The 23,857-nt window shown below is 59.3% G+C and carries 21 protein-coding genes; 2 read left to right on the plus strand and 19 right to left on the minus strand.

What is annotated here, in order from left to right:
• Window positions 1-18: 18 nt before the first annotated feature.
• From D3879_RS01200 to D3879_RS01255, 12 genes are all read right to left on the minus strand, one after another.
• Window positions 19-435, minus strand: coding sequence for a type IV pilin protein (locus D3879_RS01200; RefSeq protein WP_119952320.1), 417 nt, complete (start codon window positions 433-435; stop codon window positions 19-21).
• Window positions 432-3,770 (minus strand): pilus assembly protein, encoded by a 3,339-nt coding sequence (locus D3879_RS01205; RefSeq protein ID WP_158592051.1) that lies wholly within the window; start codon window positions 3,768-3,770, stop codon window positions 432-434. The genes D3879_RS01200 and D3879_RS01205 overlap by 4 nt, the downstream gene beginning before the upstream one ends.
• Before the next feature lie 16 nt (window positions 3,771-3,786).
• Window positions 3,787-4,305 carry a pilus assembly PilX family protein gene (locus tag D3879_RS01210; RefSeq protein WP_119952322.1) on the minus strand — a complete coding sequence of 173 codons (519 nt, stop codon included), beginning with the start codon at window positions 4,303-4,305 and terminating at the stop codon, window positions 3,787-3,789.
• Window positions 4,306-4,316: 11 nt separating this feature from the next.
• Window positions 4,317-5,348, minus strand: a complete 1,032-nt coding sequence (locus tag D3879_RS01215; protein ID WP_119952323.1) for a PilW family protein — start codon at window positions 5,346-5,348, stop codon at window positions 4,317-4,319.
• 10 nt (window positions 5,349-5,358) lie between these two features.
• Entirely contained in the window at window positions 5,359-5,796 is a 438-nt protein-coding gene (pilV, locus tag D3879_RS01220; protein WP_119952324.1) for a type IV pilus modification protein PilV, read from the minus strand.
• Window positions 5,796-6,260, minus strand: coding sequence for a GspH/FimT family pseudopilin (locus tag D3879_RS26850; RefSeq protein ID WP_119952325.1), 465 nt, complete (start codon window positions 6,258-6,260; stop codon window positions 5,796-5,798). Before D3879_RS26850 ends, pilV (D3879_RS01220) begins: the two co-directional genes overlap by 1 nt.
• A gap of 337 nt (window positions 6,261-6,597) precedes the next feature.
• Entirely contained in the window at window positions 6,598-7,137 is a 540-nt protein-coding gene (locus D3879_RS01230) for a GspH/FimT family pseudopilin (RefSeq protein ID WP_119954846.1), read from the minus strand.
• A 14-nt stretch (window positions 7,138-7,151) separates the two neighbouring features.
• Window positions 7,152-10,151 carry a pilus assembly protein gene (locus D3879_RS01235; protein WP_238474189.1) on the minus strand — a complete coding sequence of 1,000 codons (3,000 nt, stop codon included), beginning with the start codon at window positions 10,149-10,151 and terminating at the stop codon, window positions 7,152-7,154.
• Window positions 10,152-10,297: 146 nt separating this feature from the next.
• Window positions 10,298-10,792, minus strand: coding sequence for a PilX N-terminal domain-containing pilus assembly protein (locus D3879_RS01240; protein ID WP_119952327.1), 495 nt, complete (start codon window positions 10,790-10,792; stop codon window positions 10,298-10,300).
• The gene (locus tag D3879_RS01245) at window positions 10,789-11,931 is read right to left on the minus strand and encodes a PilW family protein (protein ID WP_238474190.1); all 1,143 of its coding nucleotides are present in this window, start codon (window positions 11,929-11,931) and stop codon (window positions 10,789-10,791) included. The genes D3879_RS01240 and D3879_RS01245 overlap by 4 nt, the downstream gene beginning before the upstream one ends.
• Complete coding sequence (pilV, locus tag D3879_RS01250) at window positions 11,928-12,512, minus strand: type IV pilus modification protein PilV (RefSeq protein WP_238474191.1); 585 nt, start codon at window positions 12,510-12,512, stop codon at window positions 11,928-11,930. The genes D3879_RS01245 and pilV (D3879_RS01250) overlap by 4 nt, the downstream gene beginning before the upstream one ends.
• Window positions 12,513-12,514: 2 nt before the next feature.
• Entirely contained in the window at window positions 12,515-12,985 is a 471-nt protein-coding gene (locus tag D3879_RS01255) for a type IV pilin protein (RefSeq protein ID WP_420800894.1), read from the minus strand.
• A gap of 280 nt (window positions 12,986-13,265) precedes the next feature.
• Between D3879_RS01255 and D3879_RS01260 the strand changes: the two genes are divergently transcribed.
• Window positions 13,266-13,781 carry a GspH/FimT family pseudopilin gene (locus D3879_RS01260; protein WP_119952329.1) on the plus strand — a complete coding sequence of 172 codons (516 nt, stop codon included), beginning with the start codon at window positions 13,266-13,268 and terminating at the stop codon, window positions 13,779-13,781.
• A 200-nt stretch (window positions 13,782-13,981) separates the two neighbouring features.
• Here the strand turns inward: D3879_RS01260 and ispH are convergent, their stop codons facing one another.
• The 6 genes from ispH to murJ form a co-directional block, all read right to left on the minus strand.
• Complete coding sequence (gene ispH / locus D3879_RS01265) at window positions 13,982-14,929, minus strand: 4-hydroxy-3-methylbut-2-enyl diphosphate reductase (protein WP_119952330.1); 948 nt, start codon at window positions 14,927-14,929, stop codon at window positions 13,982-13,984.
• Window positions 14,930-15,165: 236 nt separating this feature from the next.
• A complete protein-coding gene (locus D3879_RS01270; RefSeq protein WP_119952331.1) occupies window positions 15,166-15,618 on the minus strand; it encodes an FKBP-type peptidyl-prolyl cis-trans isomerase in 453 nt (150 codons plus the stop codon).
• A complete protein-coding gene (gene lspA, locus D3879_RS01275; RefSeq protein ID WP_119952332.1) occupies window positions 15,611-16,120 on the minus strand; it encodes a signal peptidase II in 510 nt (169 codons plus the stop codon). Before lspA ends, D3879_RS01270 begins: the two co-directional genes overlap by 8 nt.
• A complete protein-coding gene (gene ileS / locus D3879_RS01280; protein WP_119952333.1) occupies window positions 16,113-18,944 on the minus strand; it encodes an isoleucine--tRNA ligase in 2,832 nt (943 codons plus the stop codon). The genes lspA and ileS overlap by 8 nt, the downstream gene beginning before the upstream one ends.
• Window positions 18,945-18,954: 10 nt before the next feature.
• Window positions 18,955-19,893 (minus strand): bifunctional riboflavin kinase/FAD synthetase, encoded by a 939-nt coding sequence (gene ribF, locus D3879_RS01285; RefSeq protein ID WP_119952334.1) that lies wholly within the window; start codon window positions 19,891-19,893, stop codon window positions 18,955-18,957.
• A 138-nt stretch (window positions 19,894-20,031) separates the two neighbouring features.
• Window positions 20,032-21,570 (minus strand): murein biosynthesis integral membrane protein MurJ, encoded by a 1,539-nt coding sequence (murJ, locus tag D3879_RS01290; RefSeq protein ID WP_119952335.1) that lies wholly within the window; start codon window positions 21,568-21,570, stop codon window positions 20,032-20,034.
• A gap of 281 nt (window positions 21,571-21,851) precedes the next feature.
• Here murJ and rpsT point away from each other — a divergent pair, with 281 nt between their 5' ends.
• Window positions 21,852-22,130, plus strand: a complete 279-nt coding sequence (rpsT, locus tag D3879_RS01295) for a 30S ribosomal protein S20 (RefSeq protein ID WP_119952336.1) — start codon at window positions 21,852-21,854, stop codon at window positions 22,128-22,130.
• A 124-nt stretch (window positions 22,131-22,254) separates the two neighbouring features.
• Here rpsT and ltrA read toward each other — a convergent pair whose 3' ends face one another.
• Entirely contained in the window at window positions 22,255-23,676 is a 1,422-nt protein-coding gene (gene ltrA / locus D3879_RS01300; RefSeq protein WP_119952337.1) for a group II intron reverse transcriptase/maturase, read from the minus strand.
• Between the last annotated feature and the right edge of the window lie 181 nt (window positions 23,677-23,857).

A 23,857-nucleotide genomic window follows, 5' to 3' on the forward strand; every position in this document is an offset into this window, starting at 1 on the left:
CGACAGCCCGGCGGTCGTCTACCAGCACTGAGCTACTGTACGAGTCGCATTTACCAGAGTGCGCTCACCGGTGTGGCTGATCTGGAAATCGCCGCAAGGGTCATCGGCCATGCTGTTAGCGCGGGTCGCGCGCAGTAGATAACTGGTCGCCGTCGGCGCCCCTTGTGCAGCCAGGGCGTAGTTGGCAACCCCTGAAGCCGGGGACTGAGTGGCGAATACTGCTGCAAAGTTGTCATCCGCATCCAAGTAGGAACTATGGGTCGAGTAATAGCGCTCCAGCGCTTGCGCCCCTTCCATCAAGGCGGCTTTTGCCTCGGCACGTTTGCCCTTCCTCACATACTCCGCGTAGTTGGGATAGGCAATCGCGGCGAGGATGCCGATCACAGCCAGCACAACCATCAGCTCGATCAGGGTGAAAGCTTTGCTACTTCTCATCGAATCTGGTTCCAGGATTGACGACCTTCAAGAATGTTCAACGTATTGGCGGCAGGGATGCAGTCCCCAATCCCGGTGCCGTGGCAAAGCCAATATTTCTGCGGGTCGATCAGGTCGAACGAGCCGGTCGGTATACCATCGGAGGATCCGATCCCCGAAGGGGGAAACTTCTGGTCGCCCACGCTGACCATATCCGCCTCGTTGAATTTGCCATCCTTGTTCAGATCCAGAAGCACGTAATTCAACCGCCCACCCGTTGCCAGATCGACCACCATGGTCCAGCCGGAACCGCCGGCCAGGCAGGGATCCGCGGAGGGGATAGCGGTTTCGAACACCAGGCGATTCAACAGAATTCGCGGTGCAAAGATCACCCGCTCACCCTGCGCACCGCTGACCGGTGATCTCAAGTCGAGGTACCAACCGCGCTTGCTGCTCCAGTCGATACCATCGGCGCTCTGCGGCGCATCCAACACCCGCACGTTGCGCTTGAAGGCCGCGCCCTCAAAAATAATCGAGCGCTGCTCAAGCGCCGAGCGACCGGTAAAGGCGATGGACGAACCGTCACTCGTCTTTTTATCCCAGACGCCATAGAACGTCTGGGGACTCTGGTCGCTCACATCGCCTGAGCTGTACATGCGGCCGGTGCCGAAGTAGATCACCACACCACTGGCGTCACCACTCGGGTGATAGGCGATTTCCGGTTTGACCGTGATCGGCTGGCGCTTGCCCTGTGCATCAGCCGCCACATACAAAGGTTGCGGCGCATTACCCGACTTGAGGCCGACTTCAAAGTCGCCAACCCCTGCGCCGTTGCTCTTCAGGTTGAACTTCCAGAGATTGCCGTTCAGATCACCGGCATAAACATCCTTCACATAGATGTTGCCAGCGCTATCCACGGCATAAACGAAGGAGGGGCTGGACAGACCACCCGTAGCGGTTCCCGCTCGGACCTTGTTCACCGCGCCGGTTTCCAGGTTAACAATGAAGAGCACCGAGTCGTCGCTGCTGCTGCCATAGCCGTTGCCGAAAATGGCGGCCCAGCTGCCATCCTTCATCCGCCCAACCAGAGGCTCGCCGAAATTAAAACCGAGATCGGCATCGTCCTTGACTTCCCAGAGCACCTTGTCGGCTGCGAAGCCTGTGCCCGCGGCATCGGTTACATCCAGAGCGAAGACGCTTTTACCGCCAGCCCCCAGGCTGCCCAGCAGAACGCTGCGCCACTGGTTATTGAGCACGGCATCGCGCACATGCAACTTGCCATCGACATAATAGCGGTGTCTGTAGTCGCTGCTGGCCAGATCCTTGACGTTCGGCAAAACCCCATTGGGCATATAGGCAAAAAGCTCATTCCCGGTATTGGCGTTAAACGCATGCAAGAAACCATCATTGGCACCGACGAACAGAGTCGGCGCGTGGCTCGCCTTACTCGCGACAAACTGCGAGTAAGTTTGGTTACTACCCGGGGTTGGTACCCGGCCATGGAAGCCCCAGTCCTGCTTGTTAGCAATCACCAGGGTGGAGTTGACAATATCGCCGAGCAGGGAGGAACGCTTGCGATACTTGAGGCCGGCTGGCGCCTCGTTACCGCGGCTGCCCATCAGGTAGTCGAACAGCGCCTGATTATTGTTGAAATGAGCCTGCATGCCCGTCGACAAACTGCCCCAGCTCAACGTCAATCCATGACCTGCACCCACGGCGCCATCATGAGAATAGAGACGGCGCGCGCCGCTCTTCAACTTCTGCCCTGCCTCCCAGACCTCTTCGAAGACAATCCCGGCACTGGTCTGGATCGGCTTCTTGGCCAACAACTTACCGGACCAATCGGCACTGGTGTAGAAGGCCTCGTAGACCAGGGTATTGCTGTCCAGCCGACGCGCGTTGGGTACGGCGGAGGTATTCGAGCCGGTGCGATCCGCAATCGAAGCCAGGGTATCGCTCAACGCTGTGGTGAACTGCTGCGGATTCTGTGCACTGAAGAAGCCGCCACGGCTATTGACCGCCGCATGCAGCAGATCATCAAGCTTGGCCGGCTCGCTCTTGGCGGGGTCGGGCCAATTGACGGAAGCGCCGGTCTTGACCGCCTCGAAGGCCGTATCCGGGTCAACCGAACCGCTCATGCCCAGGCCGACGCCAAAGGTCACCATGTGCTGCCAGAAGGCCGGATTCGCCGGGGCTGGCGGTACCCGGTTGGCCAGGTCGGTATGCAGATCACGCTTCCAGTAATACATGGCGACGTCAGCTAGCGTGTTCTTGTGGCTATCACTGAAAGGCGCCTTGGGTACATATTTATAAGATTGTCCATCTGGGCCAGTAATGTCCAAGCCATTGCTGTTATCCACGTGCTCCCGGGCACCGGGTTGAGACGCCTCAGCACCGTTCCAGTAGCCGTCCGTGGTCAGGATGGTGTAGCTCTGCCGGCAGGAATACTCCTTGCCCCCAGTCTGCCCAGGGGTCGAGCTCCAGGGGCCTTGCTCATCGGTTCGGCTGAAATATTCGCCGGCATCACCCAGGGCTTTGCGCAAGGGGGTGCCACCGCTTGCACTTACCCCGTACAACCATTGAAAAAAATTACTGCGGGCGGTGCTCTCGAAGCGCCTGACGCCGTCGACAACCGTTCCCGAGCGGTTGATTGCCCCATAGCCAAGCCGAATGTCGCCTGACTGCTTATCGAAGGCACTCCCTGTTCCCGCTTTCGCCGCCATAAGACGGGTACGGTAATAGGAATACCAGTTTGCAAAATTCTGCTTGTCGGCCTCTGCTATCGACTCTCTGACATAACAAGAATCACTAAAAACATCCGTGCACCCTGCGACTTTCCGATAATAAAACGCCGCCCGTGCACTCCCCACATAAAAGTAATCCATCCGCCCATTCGTATAGGCATCGCGATGGAAAATCATCTGAAACGCATTGGAAAGATCAATAACCGAGCTGATGCTTCTATATCCATCGACCTTAGCGGCGGTAAAGCTAGCTGGAGAAAAGCCCGGAGGGGGGGCATAAGTTGCAGCCGGGTCGAAGTAAATCTTATTTACAGCAGCAGAAAATAAATAACTCCTGGAGCTCTCCGAGCACCTATAGAAATAATCGCTATCGCTCCGAGAAAGGAACTCGCAGTCATTCCTGGAAATATCTATTTTAAGGTCATCAGGCATATACCCCCATTCCATCGAGCCTGAGTCATCCAGCAGGAACATGATATTGGGCTCGACCTGGCCGCCCAGAGCCAACGGCACCTGAGAGGGCACGAAAGCCGCCATGGCGCTATGACTAAACGCCGCAGTCAGCAAGCCCGCAGCCAGTGCCCGCCCTACAAACAAGAGTTGCGATATCATCTCAGGCTCCCTCTGATCAGTTCTGGCTACGAATGGCAATGGCAACGGTGGAACGCAGATGAACCTCGACATCGCCGCTGCCGTAACCGGTAGCCTCGACGTTGAACAGATAGGTTCGGCTCAGGCAGTCGAATGCCCGATTCTCGGCAATCGAGCCATCTGTTTCGCAAACAAAGGAGGTTGCTCCGCCCGAGTTGCCGTAGAAATTGCTTACTCGACAGATTGGCTGCTTCGGCTTGCTGTGCAGCTCGGCCGGCGCCGACCACTGCGCCGCGGTGACCGCCGGGCAGTCCGTACGGGCCTGGAACAGTAGGGTCGGGTCCGCGCTGGCCTCGACCTGCTGGCGTACATACGCCTCACCAACCCGCAGCGAAGCCTCGGCAGCCTGAAACGCCACGTTATAGTCCCGCGCCCCACCCGCCATGCGTTCCTGCAGGGTGCTCCCAGCCATTGACGTCACACCCAGTACCGTCAACACCAGGAGCATGATGAGGCAGACCAGCAGCACCGCCCCTCTTTGCTTTTGAATGTTCATCCTTCGCCTCGTTAATCGATCCGGTTACGCAGGGCCACCACGGTGCTGAACACCTGGCGCAAGCGACCATCCGCCGCCACCGCAGCGCCATCAAACTGAATGGCCTGATCCTGTGCGCCGGGTGCTCGCTCAGCAGTCACCAGCAGCAGATCGATCTTCACCGTACGCACATCGCCCCAGCGATTGGCCGCCTCTACCTCGGTGGCGCTCAAATAGGTCTGCACCCCGACACTCCCCGCCGCCGCAACGCCATAGTGGGTCCGCATGGACTCCACCCCCTCGACGATCTCCGTGCTTTGCGCCGGAATTTGCGCTACATCCCGCACAAACAGCGCGCGTATAGGCTGCCCCGTCACTGCGGCTCTATCGGTATCGGCCACGTAGAAGGTCTTGTGGCTGAAGCCCACCACGCGCGCCGGGCTGGTAAAGGCGATATCGGAAAACTTGAAGCCGCCACATTTCGCATCCTTGTTGTTATTCCCCGCGGCATGGGTCAGCGTCACTTGACCGGAGCCGGAGGAGTTCGGCTTGTTGCTGACGCGGATAATCACCGCCTTCTCCATGTCCAGCACCATCACGGCACGGTCCTGCTGCATGCTCGGGCAATAGGCGGTGACCTTGATATTCGCGTTAGCGCCAGGCTTGAGCAGCTCGCCTGCCGTGAGGAACGACTCGCAGCCATCATTCACGAACATCGATAGCTGATCGGTGCCCACTGCTCCGAGAGCACCGTTCGCAGTGATCCGCTGCCCCCAGATCGGCCGATTCATCGCATTCCACTCGGCCGCAGCACCACCGGTGGCGACCACGCAAATGCTCTCCTCGTCCAGACGGGCCCCAAGCCCAACACCGACTGGGCGGAGCTCCGCCGCCAGGTACTGCAGAGCGAAACGACCGTTTTCCTGCAGATGACTGGCCGCCCCCTGCATCACAAAGGTGTTTTTGTTGCTGATGAAAACCTGCATCACAGCCAGGCTGATCACCAGGCCGATCGCCATAGCCACCATCAGCTCGACCAAACTCAAGCCCTGTTGCTTACGCATAGGTACCCCGTCAAATCTGCGTCACGAATGAGAACTGCTGGGTGGCACCGCCCCCCACCCGCTCTTCGTTCCATTGGACGATGATGGTGAACAGATTGCCGTTCTGAACAACGCCACCGCTGCCGCCAGGCAATTGCCTGGCTAGGTTGTTGCGCCATTCGGCCAGGTCACGCTGAAAAGGCAGGCAGGTTTCCGCTGAGGGATTGCAGGGCAATGCAGCAGCGATGCCGAGGTTGTAAAACCCCGCCTGCGCATCCCCCCGCGCCGCTCGCATGCGATCAGCCATTTCATAAGCCAAGAAAGTCGCATGGGAACGAACGGAGGCCGTCTGGTTAGCCTTCAGCGCCGTCAACTGCATGGCGGCCAGGCCAAGCAACCCGATGGAGAAAATCAGCACCGAGACCATGACCTCCACCAAGGAAACACCCCGCTGGAATTTTCTGTTCATCAGCAGCCCGCCTTCTTAAGAGAAATCGCACCGGACAGCTCAATGGATACCGAGCGATTGAAGGTGGCGCAGGCGATGGAGGAGTCCTTTACTACCAGGTCGAAAGTGACCTTGGCCGCACTCACCAGACGACCCTGGGCATCGAACAGAATGCTTTGCTGGCCGGCAGGATCGACCACGAAGGATGACGAGGGGGCAAATCGGCGCAACTCCAGGCTGTCTCTATCCCTGAGCACCTGCCAACTGCCATCGGCCAGCAGCGGTCCCTCAAGCTTGACTGTCTGCGCGCCTTGCACCGCCTCGCGGCGTGCATAGTTGAGCATGCCGGCAAACGTATTCAGCTCAGCCGTTGCTCGGTTATCACGCAGCAACTGGGAAAGATTCGGCGCTGCCAAGCCAATCAACACCGCGAGCACGACGAGCGTGATCATCAGCTCGATCAGCGTGAAGCCTTTCTGCGACATACATCCACTCCATAGACGGCTCTAGACAGCGAACAAGGACCACGGAGCTCCCTCCCTGCTAACGCCCATCCATGGACAAACGGTCGAAAAAACCGACCAGCGACCTTTATCGCGCGACCGCATAGTAACTGAGGCGAACGTACGTTTTAAATTTTATGTGGCGAAAATTGGGACGTTGACCGCACTAAAAGCGCGGCGATCAAACCACTGGGAGGGAGACAAAGGCCCAGGATAGGCCTAAGAGGGAGGGAGCCAGCTATTTAACTGGCGAATCCAAGAAGGGAAAGCTTCGCGCACCAAATTAAGCCGAATCTACAGCGATGCGCGAAACGTCCAGTCACGAACAGCTTGCGTTTGTGGTCTTGGCTACCGAAGTGCGCCCGGTAAGACTGATGGTGACCACTCGCTCCTGACTGCCCACGCTCGGCGTTGCGCGACACACCGTAAACGTCGGAACAGCGGGGGTCGGCGTAACCCCAACACCTGTCGACTGAAAACTAAAGCTGGTATCCGCTGAATTGATATGAAAACCACCCGCAGCAGCGGGATGCTTCAGGATCACAGTGCCGTCCGAGCTGATGACAATCCAGCCAGCAGCCCAGCCTCCCGTGCAGGAAGTACCATTACTGGAAGCACAGAGGGTCACCGCCTGATTGCGCTTGATCGCCTCACTGCGCGCCAGTGTGGCTCCAGCCACCAGATCATTAGCCTGAGAACGCAACTTGCTCCCCAAGGTGACATCGGTGAAGGACGGTATGGCAATCCCCAGCAGAACCGCCATCACCGCGATAGTGACCATCAATTCGATCAGGGTGAAGCCGCGCTGCCGGGCTGACCGAGATGCAGGCAAGCTGGACAACTGCCGAGCGAACTTCATGGCCGTTGTCCAGGTCATTGCTCGATATTCCAGAAAACTCTCGATTTGGGCTGGCTAGCCACCGCCGGGGAAGGTGGCTCCCCACCTTCCAGTGCCGAGTTTGGATCGCCGCCGATCAGGAAGGGCACAGTTGACCCATCATCCAGCGTTACCATGCCGGCCACCGGTGAAGGCGGCAACCCGTCCCCGGCGATCCGCTCATAACGCTCGGTGGTGCCATTCTGGCTACTGGCATCCGTGTACTTGACGTTATAGACGCGGGCAGTCCCCAGAGTTGTACATTGACCTCCCTCTGGAGGGGTGGGCTGATGGGTGCTGAACGTCACCGTATCGAACACTGTCACCGCCGAAGTCACCGCCTGCTCGGCATCCTGTAGCGCCAGATACCAGCCTTTCTTGCCCGTCAGGTCAGTGGTGCTCGGGTTGGAGCTACCGATAGGGGTCAACGACGCCAGGCAGAGCCAGTTAGCGCCGCACCTAGTGTTCTCGCTAGTCAACCAGGAGCCATTGGTTGGCATGTCCTTCAGCATAAAGAAATGGTTATCCACGGCTCCGGCCGCCGCGTGACTGGCCAACGGCTTTTCCCGATCCCCCGAGCCGAGCATCAGGTGGTAGGTGGAGCCATCCTCCACCACGCTGGGCGCGAACATGAACTTGCGGTTAGCCGAGCAACTGCTCGAACCACCGCTGCACCCCAGGGACGCAATCTTGGTGATAGTCCAGCCCTCCTCTGCAGTCTTAACAAGGGCAGGAGGGGTACTGCCAACCGGTACATTCGCGGAGCCCCCGGAAATCCGGTAGACGTTCCCGCCCAGGTCAACGGCATAGGCGTACTTGATCAGCCCGGCACTATCCGGCACCACCACGACATCCGCCACCACGCCGCGCTCGGTATCAAAAGACTGCTTCAACGTCCCAGTTTGCGCGTCCAGCAAATAGATCCTATTGCCTTTGTTTGCAGAGGTGCAGTTGTTATTGGCCGCGCCGTTGTCGGTGTCCTCGCAAGGATCGTAGCCACCGCCCATGATCAGCATCGGCGTGGCGCCCGCGCCAGAACCAGCGGCTTTCACCACTTTCGGCGCCGACCAGGTTTGCCCGATTTCATCAAACCCGGTAGTGCAGCCGGTATCGCTGCAACCTTGGCGCCAGAGCAGACTTGGACTCCCCGGGGTACTGACATCGAACGCATACACATGCCGCCCGCCACGACGCATGGTGGCGTAGATCCAGGCATTGGAGCCTTGTTTATAGGCGGTCACCGGGCCATCCATTCCATAATCCTTGGCTACCGGTGCGGGCTCACCCTCAGCGACGCTGATGCCCGGAAAATCAATTTTCGGCGCATTGGTCATCAGGCGCTTTGCCTTGGCATGGAACTCGGGCGGCATAAAGGACCACAACTCCTGCCCCGGCAACTTGCCGCCAACGGCCGTACTGTCCTGATCCTCGCGATTGCCCTGCACGGCGTGCAGCAAACCGTCGTTACCACCGTAGAACACCACGACCTGACGCGAGCCGGCGGCATCGCCACCATAGTTGATGGCCACCGGGCGCGAATGCACGATGTCACCATGGACGGTAGGCCGCATTTCACCCAAGGTCACGCCGTCGCCTGCGGCGCTACCTGGCACACGATCTTCATCCAGCACATCGAGGCCACGGGCATAATTGATGATGGCCTCATGTTCAGTGTCGTTGCTTGCGCCAACATCAGCCGCAGAAACATTGTCGTTATTGAAGATCGGCAGCACTCCAGTGGGGCAACTGCTCAAACCACAAGTAAGCACTGTCCGCCCCGTCACGCTGGCGGCATCGCGAAGCTTGTAGGCCTGCGCGCCCTTCTCGACGACATTGCCGTCTGGCGAATTCGACGGGTCGGCGCCTGGCACCTTCATACAGCCGCCCAGGGGATCGAAGGCCCAATAGGTGTCCGTCCCCGTGGGTGTCCAGAAACTGCGCGCGCACTCGGTAATGAACCCGGTGCCATTGTTCACCGCACTAGTACCGCCAGCATCCAGAAGCTTCAAAACACCTCCGTCATAACCCAGCTTGTACTGCTTGAGATTGCCTGCCCAGCGCGGCCTGGCCTGCCCATCCGGCCGGAACATACCGATATAGACCTGATTCAGGTAGGTACCCTGGGTGTTCACGCTGACCGGCAAGCTCACCGAGGCAAACACGCTGTTGTGCGACTGGATTTCGGAAAAAACGGCGTTCAGCGCTTTGCTGATATTTTCCGTGGATGGATCGGACGAGACATCGAAATACTTGCCGCTACTGGCCCGAGCCATGCTATTGAGCAGCGCACTCCATCCCGGACCTTGTCCGCCGGTAGCCTTGACCACCTCGATCGTATAGGTGGCAATGCCCAGGCTGCTTTTCTTCATGAAACGCGCCCACTCGTCCGCCATATTTTCCTGCGAGCCTGTGGGGGAGAGGGGAATCGTAGTCGTACTGCCGCCGGCTACCTTCAGCGCTTCGCTCGCCTGCTTGGCGTCATTCTCGTTGTCCTGAGCCGCACTGTTACTGATGTAAATGACAAAGTTCTTCGCACAGCCATCGACAATTGGGCTCGTATAGGCTGCTCCATTCTTGGCCAGCAGCGCGTTGTCCCGCAGGGCATACACGGCGTTTGACTCGGTAGTTCCAGCGGCATTGCCCAAATAGTCGGTTTTTACCTTCTGGTTACCTGCGTGGGGAGCCCCATGGGAAAAATAGAGATAGGCCTCCTCCATGGTCTTGCCGGCCTTGCCGCCGTTCGACTTGTCATCATTGACATCGAAGTTGGTGATCAAACTCCCATAGAGAGGCTTGTTGGTCGCACTCATCGGGCGAATAGCGGCTCGCACATAGCCACCGTCATTTCCTTGATTGCCCTTACCTGTTTCCGTGAACATCATGAGGCCGACCCGGAACTTGTCCTCCGGCAGCCCGGCCACCACGGAAGCCAGCGCATTCATCTCCGCGGTGAATGCCTGGCTCCAGTTGGCCGTGTTATCCACGACAATCAGCACATTCGGCGCGACACCCTCTCCAGGAGGGTTGCCGACAAACAGGTCGATATCTTCGGCCTGAACAGTGGATTGACTGGAGAACGCCAGAGCCGCGAACAGACTGTAGTAAACGGACTTTTTCATCGCTATTCCTTTCTATCAGCCCGTCAGGGGCACACGGCATTCTTTTGCGCCTGGGTCAGCAGAACCCGGACACCACTACGCACCACAGAACTGGCCCCACTGGCTGGGTCCGTCACAGTCGCGCGCAGTTCCCAGACGGTGTTCCAGGTGTCGCTCGGGCACACCATGCCCACTTCACACTTGGGCGCGGCACCGGACACCACCGCCCGAATACACTCGGGCGTAGCAACAATAACGGTGTAATCATTCGTACCGTCATTGTTGACATCGAACGTACCCGTCTCACCCACTGGGGGCGTCGTTGTAGAGGCTTTGAGCATCGAACCCAGCACGCGCTCCATGATACTGTTCGCCGCCGCCAACGCCTCTTCGCGCATCTGCATATTACCCACCGACTTGAGGTTGACCGTGCTCAGGGTAAAGGCTCCGGAAACCATCAAGGTCAACAACAGCAGCATGATCAGTCCAACCACCAGGGCGGCCCCGCGCTCGCCCATCGCACCCGGTTTCTTGATCATGGCGTTTCCCTTCGTGCCGAGACATTGTTCAGGCGCACAGTTGTGGAATACACATGACGCTTGAAACCATCATTGAAAGGCCCGAGGGTGGTACTGCCCAAGGCGTAGGTCTTGCCGTCGGAATATCCAGACGTCGCCTGCAGGCTGCGCACCAACACATAGACCTTCACGGCCACCACATTGGCCAGCTGACCCACTGTGCAGGGTGACGCCGTCGTGCAACGCACAAACGCCCCGTCAGGAGCTCCATCACCTCGATTGGTCGGCGAGGTCTTGTTCAGCGGATTGGCCCAGCTGACTGCTGCGTTGTAGTCAACTGCGGCGCCGGTATCACTGCGATTGTCGATGCCCAGTTCTACCGCAAAGCCCTCGACGCCCTCGATTAGAGGCTGCACGCTCCACTCCGTGCCACCCGCACCGCCAAACTCGGCGCGCATCAGGGTGTTGTCATTCCGGATGAAATAGATATTCGAGACATACTTACGTCGGGCTGTCGGCTCACTGGCCAGACAGCTTCTCTTCTGCAGGGTGAAACCGGACGTGCCCAGCACATAGGCATAGGCAGATGCGCTTGCACACAACGAAGGCTGGAAATACACCTTGGGGGTGGCAGTCGCGACAGTATCGGCCTCACAGTTGGCCGCCCCCGGCAAACAGGTGTCGGCATGCCGGAGCACCAACACATCCGTCGCCGTCTTCTGGCTCTGCACCACCGTTGAACAACCCGATGGAGCAGCCTCATAGGTTTGAACCGGAATACCCAGGAGGGCCGACCGGTAGGCAACATCCCAGGAAGCAAATGCAAGGCACGGATCGGGTACTGCTGCCGGATAGTCTGCCGGCACATCCGTCGACGTCAGATCATCGAATTGCGGGACAAAACCATCCCAAAACCCGCCATGCACCAGATCATTGGCGATCAACTGGATGGCGAAGCGGCCATTTTCGATCTGCGCATTGGTCTTGGTCATTTCATCATTGGTGCGAGACACATCGAGGAACAACTGCAGAACGGCCACCATCATTAGCAGACTGATGGTGATGGCCACCATCAACTCGATCAAACTGAAGCCCACCTGCCTAACGCGCGCGCCGCCCAGCTTGCCGGCAGCACTGCCATACACCGCCATGTTCTTCATAGAGTGGCCACGCGCACTTTAGTGGTTACAACCCGGCGGCACTGGTCATTCGTACAAGCCGCTCCATCGTCATACTTGTCTACCCCGCAGGCGACGCCCGCAGGCGGAGCCGCCAAGCGAGTCAAACCCTGCCAAGCCACAGTGACCAGATATTCCCCCGAGCCGCCGCCTCCCAGCGCTACCACGCAGCCACGCCCTCCAATCATGGCGCCGACCATGACTTTGCTGGTGCCGGTGCCGCTGGTTTCGCCAGCGCCCTGCAAGGCATTGCACCACTCACTTTTATCGCGCTCCAACTGCGTAGAAGTAGCAGTGGCGGTCGGACAGGTCATGCCCGCACCGAGCGGGCCGGCGCTTGTGACATAGCTCGCAGCGGCGTTGCGATTGAGCGCAATGCGATTGGCCATGTCATTGAGCAGCAGCAGCGCCTGGGCACGCTGGTAGGCTTCCATCTCGGACTGCTGCAGGCGCGACTGCAGACCCGCCATACCCAGCAGACCTACGGCGAGGATGAAGATGGTCACCAGCACTTCGATCAGCGTCATGCCACGCTGGCTTCGGGTGAGAGGTCGCATTTGCATGATCACCACTTTCCTGTAGGGCCTTTGACCCCTGCACTGGTGAGCGTCAGGTCGCCATCGCTGACCTGGTTCCCTATCGCCGTGAAGGTGATGGTGTAGGACGGCACCGGCGCAGCAGTCGTAAGCGCAGGTACCGTGATGACGTAGCTGTAGTTCCTGCTCACCTCCGCCGGCAGCCTGTAACCACTGGCTTCAAGCGTGTCTTTGTCGGCATACGCACGATTGGCGAGCAGCAACTGCTGCTCGCGGTTGGCGATGTCCATCATCTGCGCCTGGGCGGCGGCACGTTTGCCTCTAATGACGTATTGCTGGTAACTGGGATACGCAATCGCCGCCAGAATGCCGATTATCGCAACGGTAATCATCAGTTCGATAAGGGTAAAACCGCGCTGTTTCGTTTGTTTCACAGACATCACCTTTTTACGAACCGAATTATCAGACTTCCCTGCCCAGAGAGCCGAACCATCGCGCATTGCCGTTAATTATTCACGGGCCCAAGCATTACACCGTCGAGTCGATCAGGAGAGTGGGTACTCGACGACCGGCTTATTCACCATTACAACCGGTTCTATTTCACCCCAGGGCATGACACATCAGGCCTACGCCCTGAGCTCGATGAGCCACTACCTCGGCTCATGGCCTTGCCAATCATGACTGAGCCAATACAACCACAAACTGATTAAACTCGGACGACGACAAGTTCACACCCTGCAGGATGCGGGGATTTGCTCCACACCATGAGGCACGGATGCCATGCTCAACTACGCTCGCGGCTTCACCTTGATCGAAGCACTCATCGTGCTTGCGCTACTCAGTCTACTGATCGGCATGGGGGCACCAGCACTTACTCATTTGCTTCAGAGCCAGCAACTGAGGACTGCCAGTCAGAATTTGGCTTCCAGCTTTACCCTTGCACGGCAAGCATCAATCACCCAGCGACGCCCTGCCCTGATTGACAATAGTGACGGCCGCTGGGAAAACGGCTGGCGGGTATTTGTCGATGCGAACTCAAACGGAATTTTCGACTCAGGCGAGCATGAACTGCAGCGTCATGGCTCCCTGCCGGCAGGTATACGGGTTGCTGCCAACTCCCCGGTACGCCTTTATATCCGCTATATGCCAACCGGACAGGCAAAATTGCGTAGTGGTGCATTTCAGGCAGGGACGCTCACGCTTTGCCACGAGAACGGTCAGCACGCAGTCAGGCACCTTATTCTCAGCGCAACCGGACGTTTACGCCGGGAGAAAGGGGCTGCTGGATCTTGTTGAGGCGATGTCTGCGTTAACTGTTGATGAAAATACCTTCGAACAGCACAGAACCTGTGGGAGAGGCCTTGGCCGCCGATGGGTTGTAGGGTGGGTTAGCCATAGGCGTAACCCACCATCCGGCCCGCAAGCGGCGGTGCCTGGTGGCACCGTTGGCGGGTTACGCCGCTATTCGGCGTACCCACCCTACAGAAATGCATGAATCACTCTATGCGGGTTACGCGCAGCTCCTTCGGCATCGAGAACGTCACATTCTCCGGCCGGCCATCCAGCTCCTCGGCGCCTACGGCCCCCCACTCACGCAATTGTTCAACGACCCCCCGCACCAACACTTCAGGCGCCGAGGCGCCAGCGGTGATGCCGATGTGGGCGCAGTTGTCGAACCACTCGCGTTGCAGATCTTCAGCGCCATCGATCAGATAGGCCGGCGTACCTAAACGCTCGGAGAGCTCACGCAGTCGATTGGAGTTGGAGCTGTTCGGGCTGCCGACCACCAGCACCACATCGCATTCGCTGGCCAGCTGCTTGACCGCATCCTGGCGGTTCTGGGTGGCGTAGCAGATGTCGTCCTTGCGTGGGCCGCCGATGCTGGGGAATTTGCTGCGCAGGGCGTCGATGACACGGCTGGTATCGTCCATCGACAGGGTGGTCTGGGTGACGAAGGCCAGCGCTTCAGGATTGCGCACCTGCAAGCGCTCGACATCCGCCTCGTCTTCCACCAGGTAGATGGCGCCGCCGTTGCTGGCATCGTACTGGCCCATGGTGCCTTCCACTTCGGGATGGCCGGCGTGGCCGATGAGGATGCATTCGCGGCCATCGCGGCTGTAGCGAGCCACCTCGATATGCACCTTGGTCACCAGCGGACAGGTGGCGTCGAATACCTTGAGGCCGCGCTGCTCGGCCTCCTTGCGCACTGCCTGGGATACACCATGGGCACTGAAGATGACGATGACGTTGTCTGGCACCTGCTCCAATTCCTCGACGAACACTGCGCCACGCGCGCGCAGGTCTTCGACCACGAACTTGTTGTGCACCACTTCATGCCGCACATAGATCGGCGGGCCGAAGACTTCCAGGGCGCGGTTGACGATTTCGATCGCACGGTCGACGCCAGCGCAGAAGCCACGGGGGTTGGCGAGTTTAATTTGCATGATGAGAGTCTCGGCGCGCAGGGCCTGGAAGTGGAAGTTTAACGCCGCCCGCAGCCCAAGGGCGAATCGGTACCTATAGGAGCCAGCTTGCTGGCGAATAGCCTTTGATCGTTCCCACGCACCCGCGTGGGAATGCATCCCGGGACGCTCTGCGTCCACCTCCTGAGGGTAGCGGGACGCGGAGCGTCCCCGGCGGGGTTCCCACGCAGGAGCATGGGAACCATCAGCCATACGACTCAGGCCGGTTTGACCGCGATGATCTCAACCTGAAAACTCAGCGTCTTGCCGGCCAGCGGGTGATTGAAGTCGATGGTCACCTGGGCATCATCGAAAGCTTTGACCACGCCTGGCAGCTCGGTATTCGCGGCGTCATTGAAGATCACCAGCAAGCCTTCGGACAGCTCCATATCCTGAAACTGCGCGCGCGGCATCACCTGCACATTCTGCGGATTGAGCTGACCAAAGCCGCGCTCCGGCTCAACCTGCAGGGTACGCTTGTCGCCCGCTTTGAGGCCGAACAAGGCGGCCTCGAAACCCGGCAGCAGGTTGCCATCGCCGACCTTGAAGGTCGCAGGTTGCTTATCAAAGGTACTGTCCACGACCTCGCCCGAGTCGAGATTCAGGGCGAAATGCAGGGTGACTTCCTTGTCCGGGCCAATACGCTGCTCAGTGACAAGAGACTCAGTCATGGGCGGGTTCTCCGGACTTCTTGGTTTTGAACATATCCACGGCCAGCAGGATGGCGCCGACCGTGATGGCGCTATCAGCGATGTTGAACGCCGGGAAGTACCAGCGGTTCTGCCAATGCACCAGGATGAAATCGACCACATGACCGAGCATTACGCGGTCATACAGATTGCCCAGCGCGCCACCCAGGACCAACGCCAGGGCGATGGCCAACCAGGTTTCTTCGGCTTTCAGGCGCTTGAGCCAGACCACCAGAACGGCACTTACGCCTAGGGCGATTAGCGCAAACAGCCAGCGCTGCCAGCCCGAACTGTCCGCCAGGAAACTGAAGGCCGCGCCGGTGTTGTACGCCAGCGTCCAGCTGAAGTAATCCGGAATTACCACGATTTGCTGGTAGAGGGTCAACGCGCCCTCGAAATAGAACTTGCTCGCCTGATCCAGCACGAACACCAGCACGCTCAGCCAAAGCCAAGCCAACCGTCCGAAACGACTAGCCTCAGGCATAGTGACGCACCTCACCTGCACCGCTGATGTTGTCTACGCAGCGACCGCAGATTTCCGGATGCTCCGGGTTAACCCCGACATCTTCACGGTGATGCCAGCAACGGCTGCACTTGGCGTGGCTGGATTTCACCACCTTGAGCTTGAGACCGGAAACCTCGGTCTCCACCGCGTCAGCCGGTGCACTCAGCAGCGGTGCAACACTGGCCGTCGAGGTGATCAGCACGAAGCGCAGTTCGTTGCTGAGTTTGGCCAGATCAGCGACCAACGCCTCTTCGGCATACAGCGTGACTTCCGCCTGCAGGTTGCCACCGATGGCTTTCGCCGCGCGGAGGTTTTCCAGCTCCTTGTTCACCGCCACTTTAACGGCCATGACCCGCTCCCAGAACGCCCGATCCAGCGCAATACCTTCCGGCAACTCGCTCAGGCCCTGGTACCAGGTATTCAGCATCACCGACTCATTACGCGCGCCCGGCAGGTACTGCCAGAGTTCGTCGGCGGTAAAGGCCAGGATCGGCGCAATCCAGCGCACCAGTGCTTCGGCGATATGGAACAGCGCCGTCTGGCAGGAACGCCGTGCGGTGCTATCCGCCGCAGTGGTGTACTGGCGGTCCTTGATGATGTCGAGGTAGAAGCCACCCAGCTCCTGTACGCAGAAGTTGTGCACCTTCTGGTAAACGTTCCAGAAGCGGTACTCGCCGTAAGCCTCTTCCAGTTCGCGTTGCAGCAGCAGGGCGCGATCCACCGCCCAGCGATCCAGCGCCAGCATGTCTTCGGCCGGCAGCAGGTGCTGAGCCGGGTCAAAGCCGCTCAGATTGGAGAGCAGGAAGCGCGCGGTGTTACGGATACGACGGTAGGCATCGGCGCTGCGCTGCAGGATCTGCTGCGATACCGCCATCTCACCGGAATAGTCGGTCGCGGAAACCCACAGACGCAAGATGTCTGCACCCAAGGTGTCAGTGACTTGCTGCGGCGCGATCACGTTGCCCATCGACTTGGACATCTTGCGGCCGTTCTCATCGACGGTAAAACCGTGGGTGAGCAGTTCGCGATACGGTGGGTGGTTGTCGATCGCACAGCCGGTGAGCAATGACGAGTGGAACCAGCCACGGTGCTGGTCCGAACCTTCCAAGTACAGATCCCCACGTGGCCCACTAGCGTGGCCCAGTGCGTGCGAGCCGCGCAACACGTGCCAGTGGGTGGTGCCGGAATCGAACCAGACGTCCAGGGTGTCGCTGATCTTGTCGTACTGGGCAGCCTCGCTACCTAGCAGGTCAGCCGCATCCAGCTTGAACCAGGCTTCGATACCCTCTTGCTCCACACGCTGAGCGACTTCTTCCATCAACTCGACGGTGCGCGGGTGCAGCTCACCGCTTTCCTTATGCAGGAAGAACGGGATCGGCACGCCCCAGTTGCGTTGGCGCGAAATGCACCAGTCAGGCCGACCGGCGATCATGCTGTGCAGGCGCGCCTGGCCCCAGGCCGGAATGAAATCAGTGTGCTCGATACCGGTCAGTGCCCGCTCACGCAGGGTGGCACCCTCGGTCGGCTGCTTGTCCATGCCGACGAACCACTGCGCCGTGGCACGGTAGATCAACGGAGTCTTGTGGCGCCAGCAGTGCATATAGCTGTGGCTGATGGTTTCGGTATGCAGCAGGCTGCCCACTTCGGCGAGCTTGTCGACGATGTTCGGGTTGGCCTTCCAGATGAATTGGCCACCGAAGAACGGCAGCGAGTCGACATACACGCCGTTGCTTTGCACCGGGTTGAGGATGTCGTCGTTAACCATGCCGTAGCGCTTACAGGTGACGAAGTCGTCCTCGCCATAAGCTGGCGACGAATGGACCACGCCGGTGCCTGCGCCCAGCTCGACGTATTCCGCCAGATAGACCGGCGACCGGCGCTCGTAGAAGGGGTGGCTGAAGTTGATCAGCTCCAGGGCTTCGCCTTTCGCGGTGGCGATCACCGAGCCTTCCAGCTTGTAACGCAGCAGGCAGGACTCGACCAGTTCCTCCGCCAGCAACAACAGCTTGTCGCCCACATCCACCAAGGCGTAGCGGAACTCCGGGTGCAGGTTCAACGCCTGGTTGGCTGGGATGGTCCAGGGCGTGGTGGTCCAGATCACGATGGACGCCGGCTTGGGCAACGCGGCCAGGCCAAAAGCGGCGGCCAGCTTGGCCTCATCGGCGCAGGGGAAGGCCACATCGATGGTCGCGGACTTCTTGTCGGCGTACTCGACCTCGGCTTCAGCCAACGCCGAGCCACAGTCGAAGCACCAGTTCACCGGCTTCAAACCCTTGAAGACGAAACCACCCTTGACCATTTCCGCCAGGGCGCGGATCTCACCGGCCTCGTTGACGAAATCCATGGTTTTGTAAGGATTGCCCCAGTCACCCAGCACACCCAGACGGATGAAGTCGGCCTTCTGCCCCTCGATCTGCTCGCTCGCGTAGGCGCGGCACAGTTCGCGAGTTTTGTCGGCGGACAGGTGCTTGCCGTGGGTCACTTCGACTTTGTGTTCGATCGGCAAGCCGTGGCAATCCCAGCCCGGCACATAAGGCGCATCGAAGCCCGACAGGGTTTTCGAACGGGTGATGATGTCCTTGAGAATCTTGTTAACCGCATGACCGATGTGAATACTGCCATTGGCGTAGGGCGGACCATCGTGCAGCACGAACTTCGGACGATCCTTACCGATCTCCCGCAGCTTCTGGTACAGGCCAATGCTGTCCCAGCTCTGCAGAATTTGCGGCTCGCGCTGCGGCAGGCCGGCCTTCATCGGGAAGGCAGTGTCTGGGAGGTTTAGCGTGGCTTTGTAGTCGGTCATCTCAGGCTCTTCACTTAAGCGGTTGGCCCTGCCAATGGGCACGGGCGGCGGCGACATCCGCGTCTATCGCCGACTTCAGCGCCTCCAGGGAGGCGAAACGCTGCTCATCACGCAGCTTATGGTGGAATGCCACCGTCAAACGCCGGCCATAAATATCACCGGAAAAATCTAATAAATGCACTTCCAGATGGGCACTACCGTCGCCCTCCACCGTGGGCCGCACGCCGATATTCGCGACGCCCGGGCAACGCTGGCCGTCCAACTCGGTGCTGACCAGATAAACCCCTGTCAGCGGCACCCGACGGCGCTTGAGTTGCACGTTCGCCGTTGGTGTACCCAACTGGCGGCCGAGCTTTTGCCCATGCAACACCCGCCCGACGATCTGAAACGGCCGCCCGAGCAAGCGTTCAGCCAGGGGGAAATCCGCCGCTGCCAGCGCCTCACGCACCCGCGTACTGCTGACACGCCGCCCATCGACCTCGACGGTCGCCGCCGCTTCCACGCTGAAACCCTCGGCCGCACCGGCTTGCAACAAAAACTCAAAATCACCCGCACGATCACAACCAAAGCGGAAATCGTCACCGACCTCCAGATGCTGCACGCCAAGCCCTTCCACCAACACGGCGTGGACGAACTCGGCGGCACTCAACTCGCGCAGGCGACGGTTGAATGACAGACACAGGACCCGGTCGACCCCTTCAGCGGCGAACAATGCCAGTTTGTCACGCAGGCGCGCCAAGCGCGCCGGCGCCAAGTCGGGGGCAAAGAACTCACGGGGCTGCGGCTCAAAAATCACCACACAGCTGGGCACGCCCAACTCGACCGCGCGCGCGCGCAGACGCGCCAGGATGGCCTGATGGCCGCGGTGCACGCCGTCAAAATTGCCGATGGTGGCGACACAGCCCCGGTGCTGGGGCCGCAAGTTGTGGAGGCCTCGAACCAGCTGCATAGGACGCTTCTTGCTCACAAAGTGGTCGATTATACGCACACCCGGCGCCAGACAACAGGCGACAGCCCTAGCAGGAGCGACAGACGCCTGATGGGCAAAAGGTGGGAGCCGTTAACTGAGGCTGACAACAACCCCAAATCACATTGCGGCCCTTCGGGCAAAATCTTTCAAGCGGAACCCCAGCAACGCCAGCATGCCGAAATAGGCGACAACTCCGGCAACCACAAGAATCCCCAAGCGAATCAACCGCGCCAGCATCTCCCCCCGCTCCCAGGCCGGCATAAAGTGCATGACGCCCAGCAATACCGCCGACATGACCAGCACAGCGGCAATCAACTTGGCTAAAAACACACCCCAACCAGGTTGCGGCTCGAACAGTTGTTGCTTGCGCAACTGCCAATACAGCAGACCGGCATTGATACAGGCGGCCAGACCGATGGCCAGGGCCAGCCCGGCATGACGTAGCGGAATGACAAAGGCCAGATTCATCAACTGGGTAACCGCCAGGGTAAACAGCGCAATTTTGACTGGGGTGCGGATGTTTTGCCGGGCGTAAAACCCTGGAGCTAGCACCTTGACCAGAATGATCCCCATCAAACCAACTGAATAAGCGATCAGCGCGCGCTGGGTCATCTGCGCATCGAGGGCGGTGAATTTGCCGTACTGAAAGAGCGAGACCGTTAGCGGCTCCGAGAGGATCGCCAGCGCCAAGGCACAAGGCAGCGCCAGCAAGAAACAGAGCCGCAGCCCCCAATCCAGCAGCCGTGAATACTCATGCGAGTCGTTACTCGCATAGGTTCTCGACAGTGCCGGCAACAGAATCGTCCCCAGCGCCACACCCAGAACCCCCGACGGCAGCTCCATCAGGCGATCGGCGTAATACATCCAGGAGATCGAGCCCGCGGCCAGAAACGAGGCAAAGATGGTGTTGATGATCAGCGAGATCTGACTCACCGACACCCCCAGAATGGCCGGCCCCATCTGCTTCAGAACCCGCCAGACTCCGCTATCCCGCACATTAAGACGCGGCAGCACCAACATGCCGATCTTCTTCAGGTGCGGCAGTTGGTAAACCAGCTGCAAAAACCCGCCGACCAGCACCGCCCAACCCAACGCCATCACCGGAGGGTCGAAATAGGGCGTAAGGAACAAAGCGAAGACGATCATGCTGACGTTGAGCAAAGTCGGCACAAATGCCGGCACCGAAAAGCGATTCCAGGTATTGAGTATCGCGCCAGCCAGCGAGGCGAGTGAGATCAGTAATATATAAGGGAAGGTCACGCGCAGCAGCGACGAGGTCAGCTCGAACTTTTCAGGGGTATCGGTAAAGCCGGGTGCAGTCACCCAGATCACCCAGGGCGCCGCCAGCATCCCCAGCACAGTGACTAGCGCCAACACCAAGGTGAGCAGGCCCGACACATAGGCGATAAAGGTACGGGTCGCCTCCTCGCCCTGCTGGCTTTTGTATTCCGCCAGAATCGGTACGAACGCTTGCGAGAATGCGCCCTCGGCAAAAATCCGCCGCAGCAGGTTGGGCAGCTTGAAGGCGACAAAAAAAGCGTCCGTGGCCACACCGGCACCAAAAATCCGCGCCACGATGGTATCCCGCACAAAGCCCAACACACGGGAAAGCATCGTCATAGAGCTGACTGCGGCCAGCGACTTGAGTAAATTCATAGGGCTAGATTTCTACCGCTCGATTAGGTGTCGCAGCACCTGGGCACAGCCACGTGGGCCGCTCCGGTCCCGCGCCAATGCTTGAATCAGCCATTAACACCAAGCCAAAGCCGGCGAGTGTAGAACTCGCGCATAAATAAATCACGCCCTCATCCAAACCGCACTCGTCGTCCGCCCTCCGTCAGACGGCCGAACCACACTTGACAAGGGCAGAACACATCGGCATGATTCGCGGCCTTATTTGTTTAGTCATTCCCCAAGGTTTTTCGAGGAGCTCGACGGTGGCCAATACACCTTCTGCCAAAAAACGCGCTAAACAGGCTGAGAAGCGTCGTAGCCATAACGCCAGCCTGCGCTCCATGGTTCGTACCTACATCAAGAACGTGGTCAAGGCTATCGACGCCAAAGATCTCGAGCTCGCCCAGACTGCCTACACTTTGGCTGTGCCAGTAATCGACCGTATGGCCGACAAAGGCATCATCCACAAGAACAAAGCAGCACGTCACAAAGGCCGCCTGAATGCCCACATCAAGGCACTCGGCGAAGCTGCTGCAGCTTAAGCCTGACGCGCTGAAAAAACCGACCTGATGGTCGGTTTTTTATTGCCCAGAGAATCGAGTAGGAGGCGGCTTCACAGCCGCCGTCCTCTCACACCACCGTACGTACGGTTCCGTATACGGCGGTTCAAGTTATGCGGCTAAGCCCGTTTATCGTATCCAGTATCGAGACCACTCCGAGTTGATCCCACAGCTTCTTCGGTAACGCCTGATTCATATGTGGCGCTCCCGAGTTCCACCATAGGCCTCGACCGTTGCCCGCTGATGTATAGGCCCGCGCTTCGCTAAGTCCTAGGTGCAACAGGTTGCGCGCCCTCGTAGAGGGCCGTTTCCATTGGCGCCAAATGACACAACGAAGTTTATGGCGAACCCAGCCATCAAGCTCCTCAAGTGGCCGCTTGCTCTGGCTCAGCTTGAAGTAGCCGGCCCAGCCGCGCAGCACTGGGTTTATCCGCTCGATGACAGTCGCCATCTTGCAGCCCCGCGCGCGGCGCAGCAGCCCCCTGAGTCGGTCGCGCAAGCGACGCAGGCTCAGGGGGGCCACTCTCAGTCTTGGTTGTTGATGCCAGCTCATCCCATAGCCCAGGTAGTCGCAAACCCACGAGCGTGCCACTCGGCTCTTATCCCGGTTCAGCACCAGTTTCAGTCGCTGACTCAGGAAGCGCTCAACGCTGGCCATCACTCGTTCGCCAGACCGCTGACTGCGCACGTAAATGTTCGCGTCATCGGCATAACGCACGAAGCGATGGCCCCGCCGCGTCAGCTCTTGGTCGAGCTCGTTGAGCAGAATGTTCGACAGCAACGGCGAGAGCGGGCCGCCTTGCGGCGTCCCTTCCTGCCGTCGACTGGCGATCCCGCCCGACATCACTCCGGCCTCGAGATAACGGCGAATAAGCCTGAGCACCCGTTTGTCTTCAACTTGACGCTGCACATGGGCCATCAACACATCGTGGCTGACCCGATCAAAGAACTTCTCCAGATCGAGTTCCACGCACCAGCGGTGACCCGCCGCCACATGGGCACGGGCTGTTTCGATAGCTTGGTGAGCGCTTCTGCCCGGACGGAAGCCGTAGCTGTAATCTGAGAACAGTGGGTCGAAGATCGGCGTGAGCTGTTGCAGCAGTGCCTGTTGGATCAAGCGGTCCACGACGCTGGGGATACCCAGCTGTCTTGTGCCGCCTTTGGGCTTGGGAATTTCGACGGCGCGTACACCTTGTGGGTGATACTCGCCGGCCAGCAGCCTTGCCTTGAGGGTTGGCCAATACTGTTTCACGTAGCCCGCTAATTCGTCGACCGTCATGCCATCGGCACCCGGCGCGCCCTTGTTGCTGACCACGCGGTGATACGCACGCTTGAGGTTGGCCGGTGCAAGTACCCGCGCCATCAGCGTGTCCGGCTCCGCTTTCGTCCACGCCACAGACGCCGTCGATACCTGCACGCTGTCAGTCGTTGCCCTCGGATTCTGTCCGGGACTCGGAGTAACAGTCTTCTCTGGGAGAAATTTCTGCATTTCGGTATTCAACGAGACTCTGACGCCTACTGGCGGCATAACCTGTTCGGCCCTTGGTGGCGCGGTTATTCGCCACTTACTATGGCCTCGGCTGACTTCTGCACGCTCATCCCGGCGCCTCGCGGCGCGAGGTAGCACAGTGGCAAACGTACAGATCTCCCAGGGTAATTCGCGCGACCTTCCTGCTTATGCCTGTCGGATCTACGTCGTAGCGTTCCGT

The sequence above is a fragment of the Pseudomonas cavernicola genome (assembly GCF_003596405.1).
GTDB classification, from domain to species: domain Bacteria; phylum Pseudomonadota; class Gammaproteobacteria; order Pseudomonadales; family Pseudomonadaceae; genus Aquipseudomonas; species Aquipseudomonas cavernicola.

Excerpts from the sequence above, each read along its gene's own strand:
- D3879_RS01240 (WP_119952327.1), bottom strand. The coding sequence starts at position 10,792 with ATGATCAAGAAACCGGGTGCGATGGGCGAGCGCGGGGCCGCCCTGGTG.
- ribF (WP_119952334.1), bottom strand. The coding sequence starts at position 19,893 with ATGCAGCTGGTTCGAGGCCTCCACAACTTGCGGCCCCAGCACCGGGGC.
- ltrA (WP_119952337.1), bottom strand. The coding sequence starts at position 23,676 with ATGCCGCCAGTAGGCGTCAGAGTCTCGTTGAATACCGAAATGCAGAAA.
- murJ (WP_119952335.1), bottom strand. The coding sequence starts at position 21,570 with ATGAATTTACTCAAGTCGCTGGCCGCAGTCAGCTCTATGACGATGCTT.
- ileS (WP_119952333.1), bottom strand. The coding sequence starts at position 18,944 with ATGACCGACTACAAAGCCACGCTAAACCTCCCAGACACTGCCTTCCCG.
- D3879_RS01210 (WP_119952322.1), bottom strand. The coding sequence starts at position 4,305 with ATGAACATTCAAAAGCAAAGAGGGGCGGTGCTGCTGGTCTGCCTCATC.
- D3879_RS01260 (WP_119952329.1), top strand. The coding sequence starts at position 13,266 with ATGCTCAACTACGCTCGCGGCTTCACCTTGATCGAAGCACTCATCGTG.
- pilV (WP_119952324.1), bottom strand. The coding sequence starts at position 5,796 with ATGAACAGAAAATTCCAGCGGGGTGTTTCCTTGGTGGAGGTCATGGTC.
- D3879_RS01245 (WP_238474190.1), bottom strand. The coding sequence starts at position 11,931 with ATGAAGAACATGGCGGTGTATGGCAGTGCTGCCGGCAAGCTGGGCGGC.
- D3879_RS01270 (WP_119952331.1), bottom strand. The coding sequence starts at position 15,618 with ATGACTGAGTCTCTTGTCACTGAGCAGCGTATTGGCCCGGACAAGGAA.
- D3879_RS01230 (WP_119954846.1), bottom strand. The coding sequence starts at position 7,137 with ATGAAGTTCGCTCGGCAGTTGTCCAGCTTGCCTGCATCTCGGTCAGCC.
- lspA (WP_119952332.1), bottom strand. The coding sequence starts at position 16,120 with ATGCCTGAGGCTAGTCGTTTCGGACGGTTGGCTTGGCTTTGGCTGAGC.
- D3879_RS01255 (WP_420800894.1), bottom strand. The coding sequence starts at position 12,985 with ATGCGCGATGGTTCGGCTCTCTGGGCAGGGAAGTCTGATAATTCGGTT.
- D3879_RS01215 (WP_119952323.1), bottom strand. The coding sequence starts at position 5,348 with ATGCGTAAGCAACAGGGCTTGAGTTTGGTCGAGCTGATGGTGGCTATG.
- pilV (WP_238474191.1), bottom strand. The coding sequence starts at position 12,512 with ATGCAAATGCGACCTCTCACCCGAAGCCAGCGTGGCATGACGCTGATC.
- ispH (WP_119952330.1), bottom strand. The coding sequence starts at position 14,929 with ATGCAAATTAAACTCGCCAACCCCCGTGGCTTCTGCGCTGGCGTCGAC.
- D3879_RS01205 (WP_158592051.1), bottom strand. The coding sequence starts at position 3,770 with ATGATATCGCAACTCTTGTTTGTAGGGCGGGCACTGGCTGCGGGCTTG.
- D3879_RS26850 (WP_119952325.1), bottom strand. The coding sequence starts at position 6,260 with ATGTCGCAGAAAGGCTTCACGCTGATCGAGCTGATGATCACGCTCGTC.
- D3879_RS01200 (WP_119952320.1), bottom strand. The coding sequence starts at position 435 with ATGAGAAGTAGCAAAGCTTTCACCCTGATCGAGCTGATGGTTGTGCTG.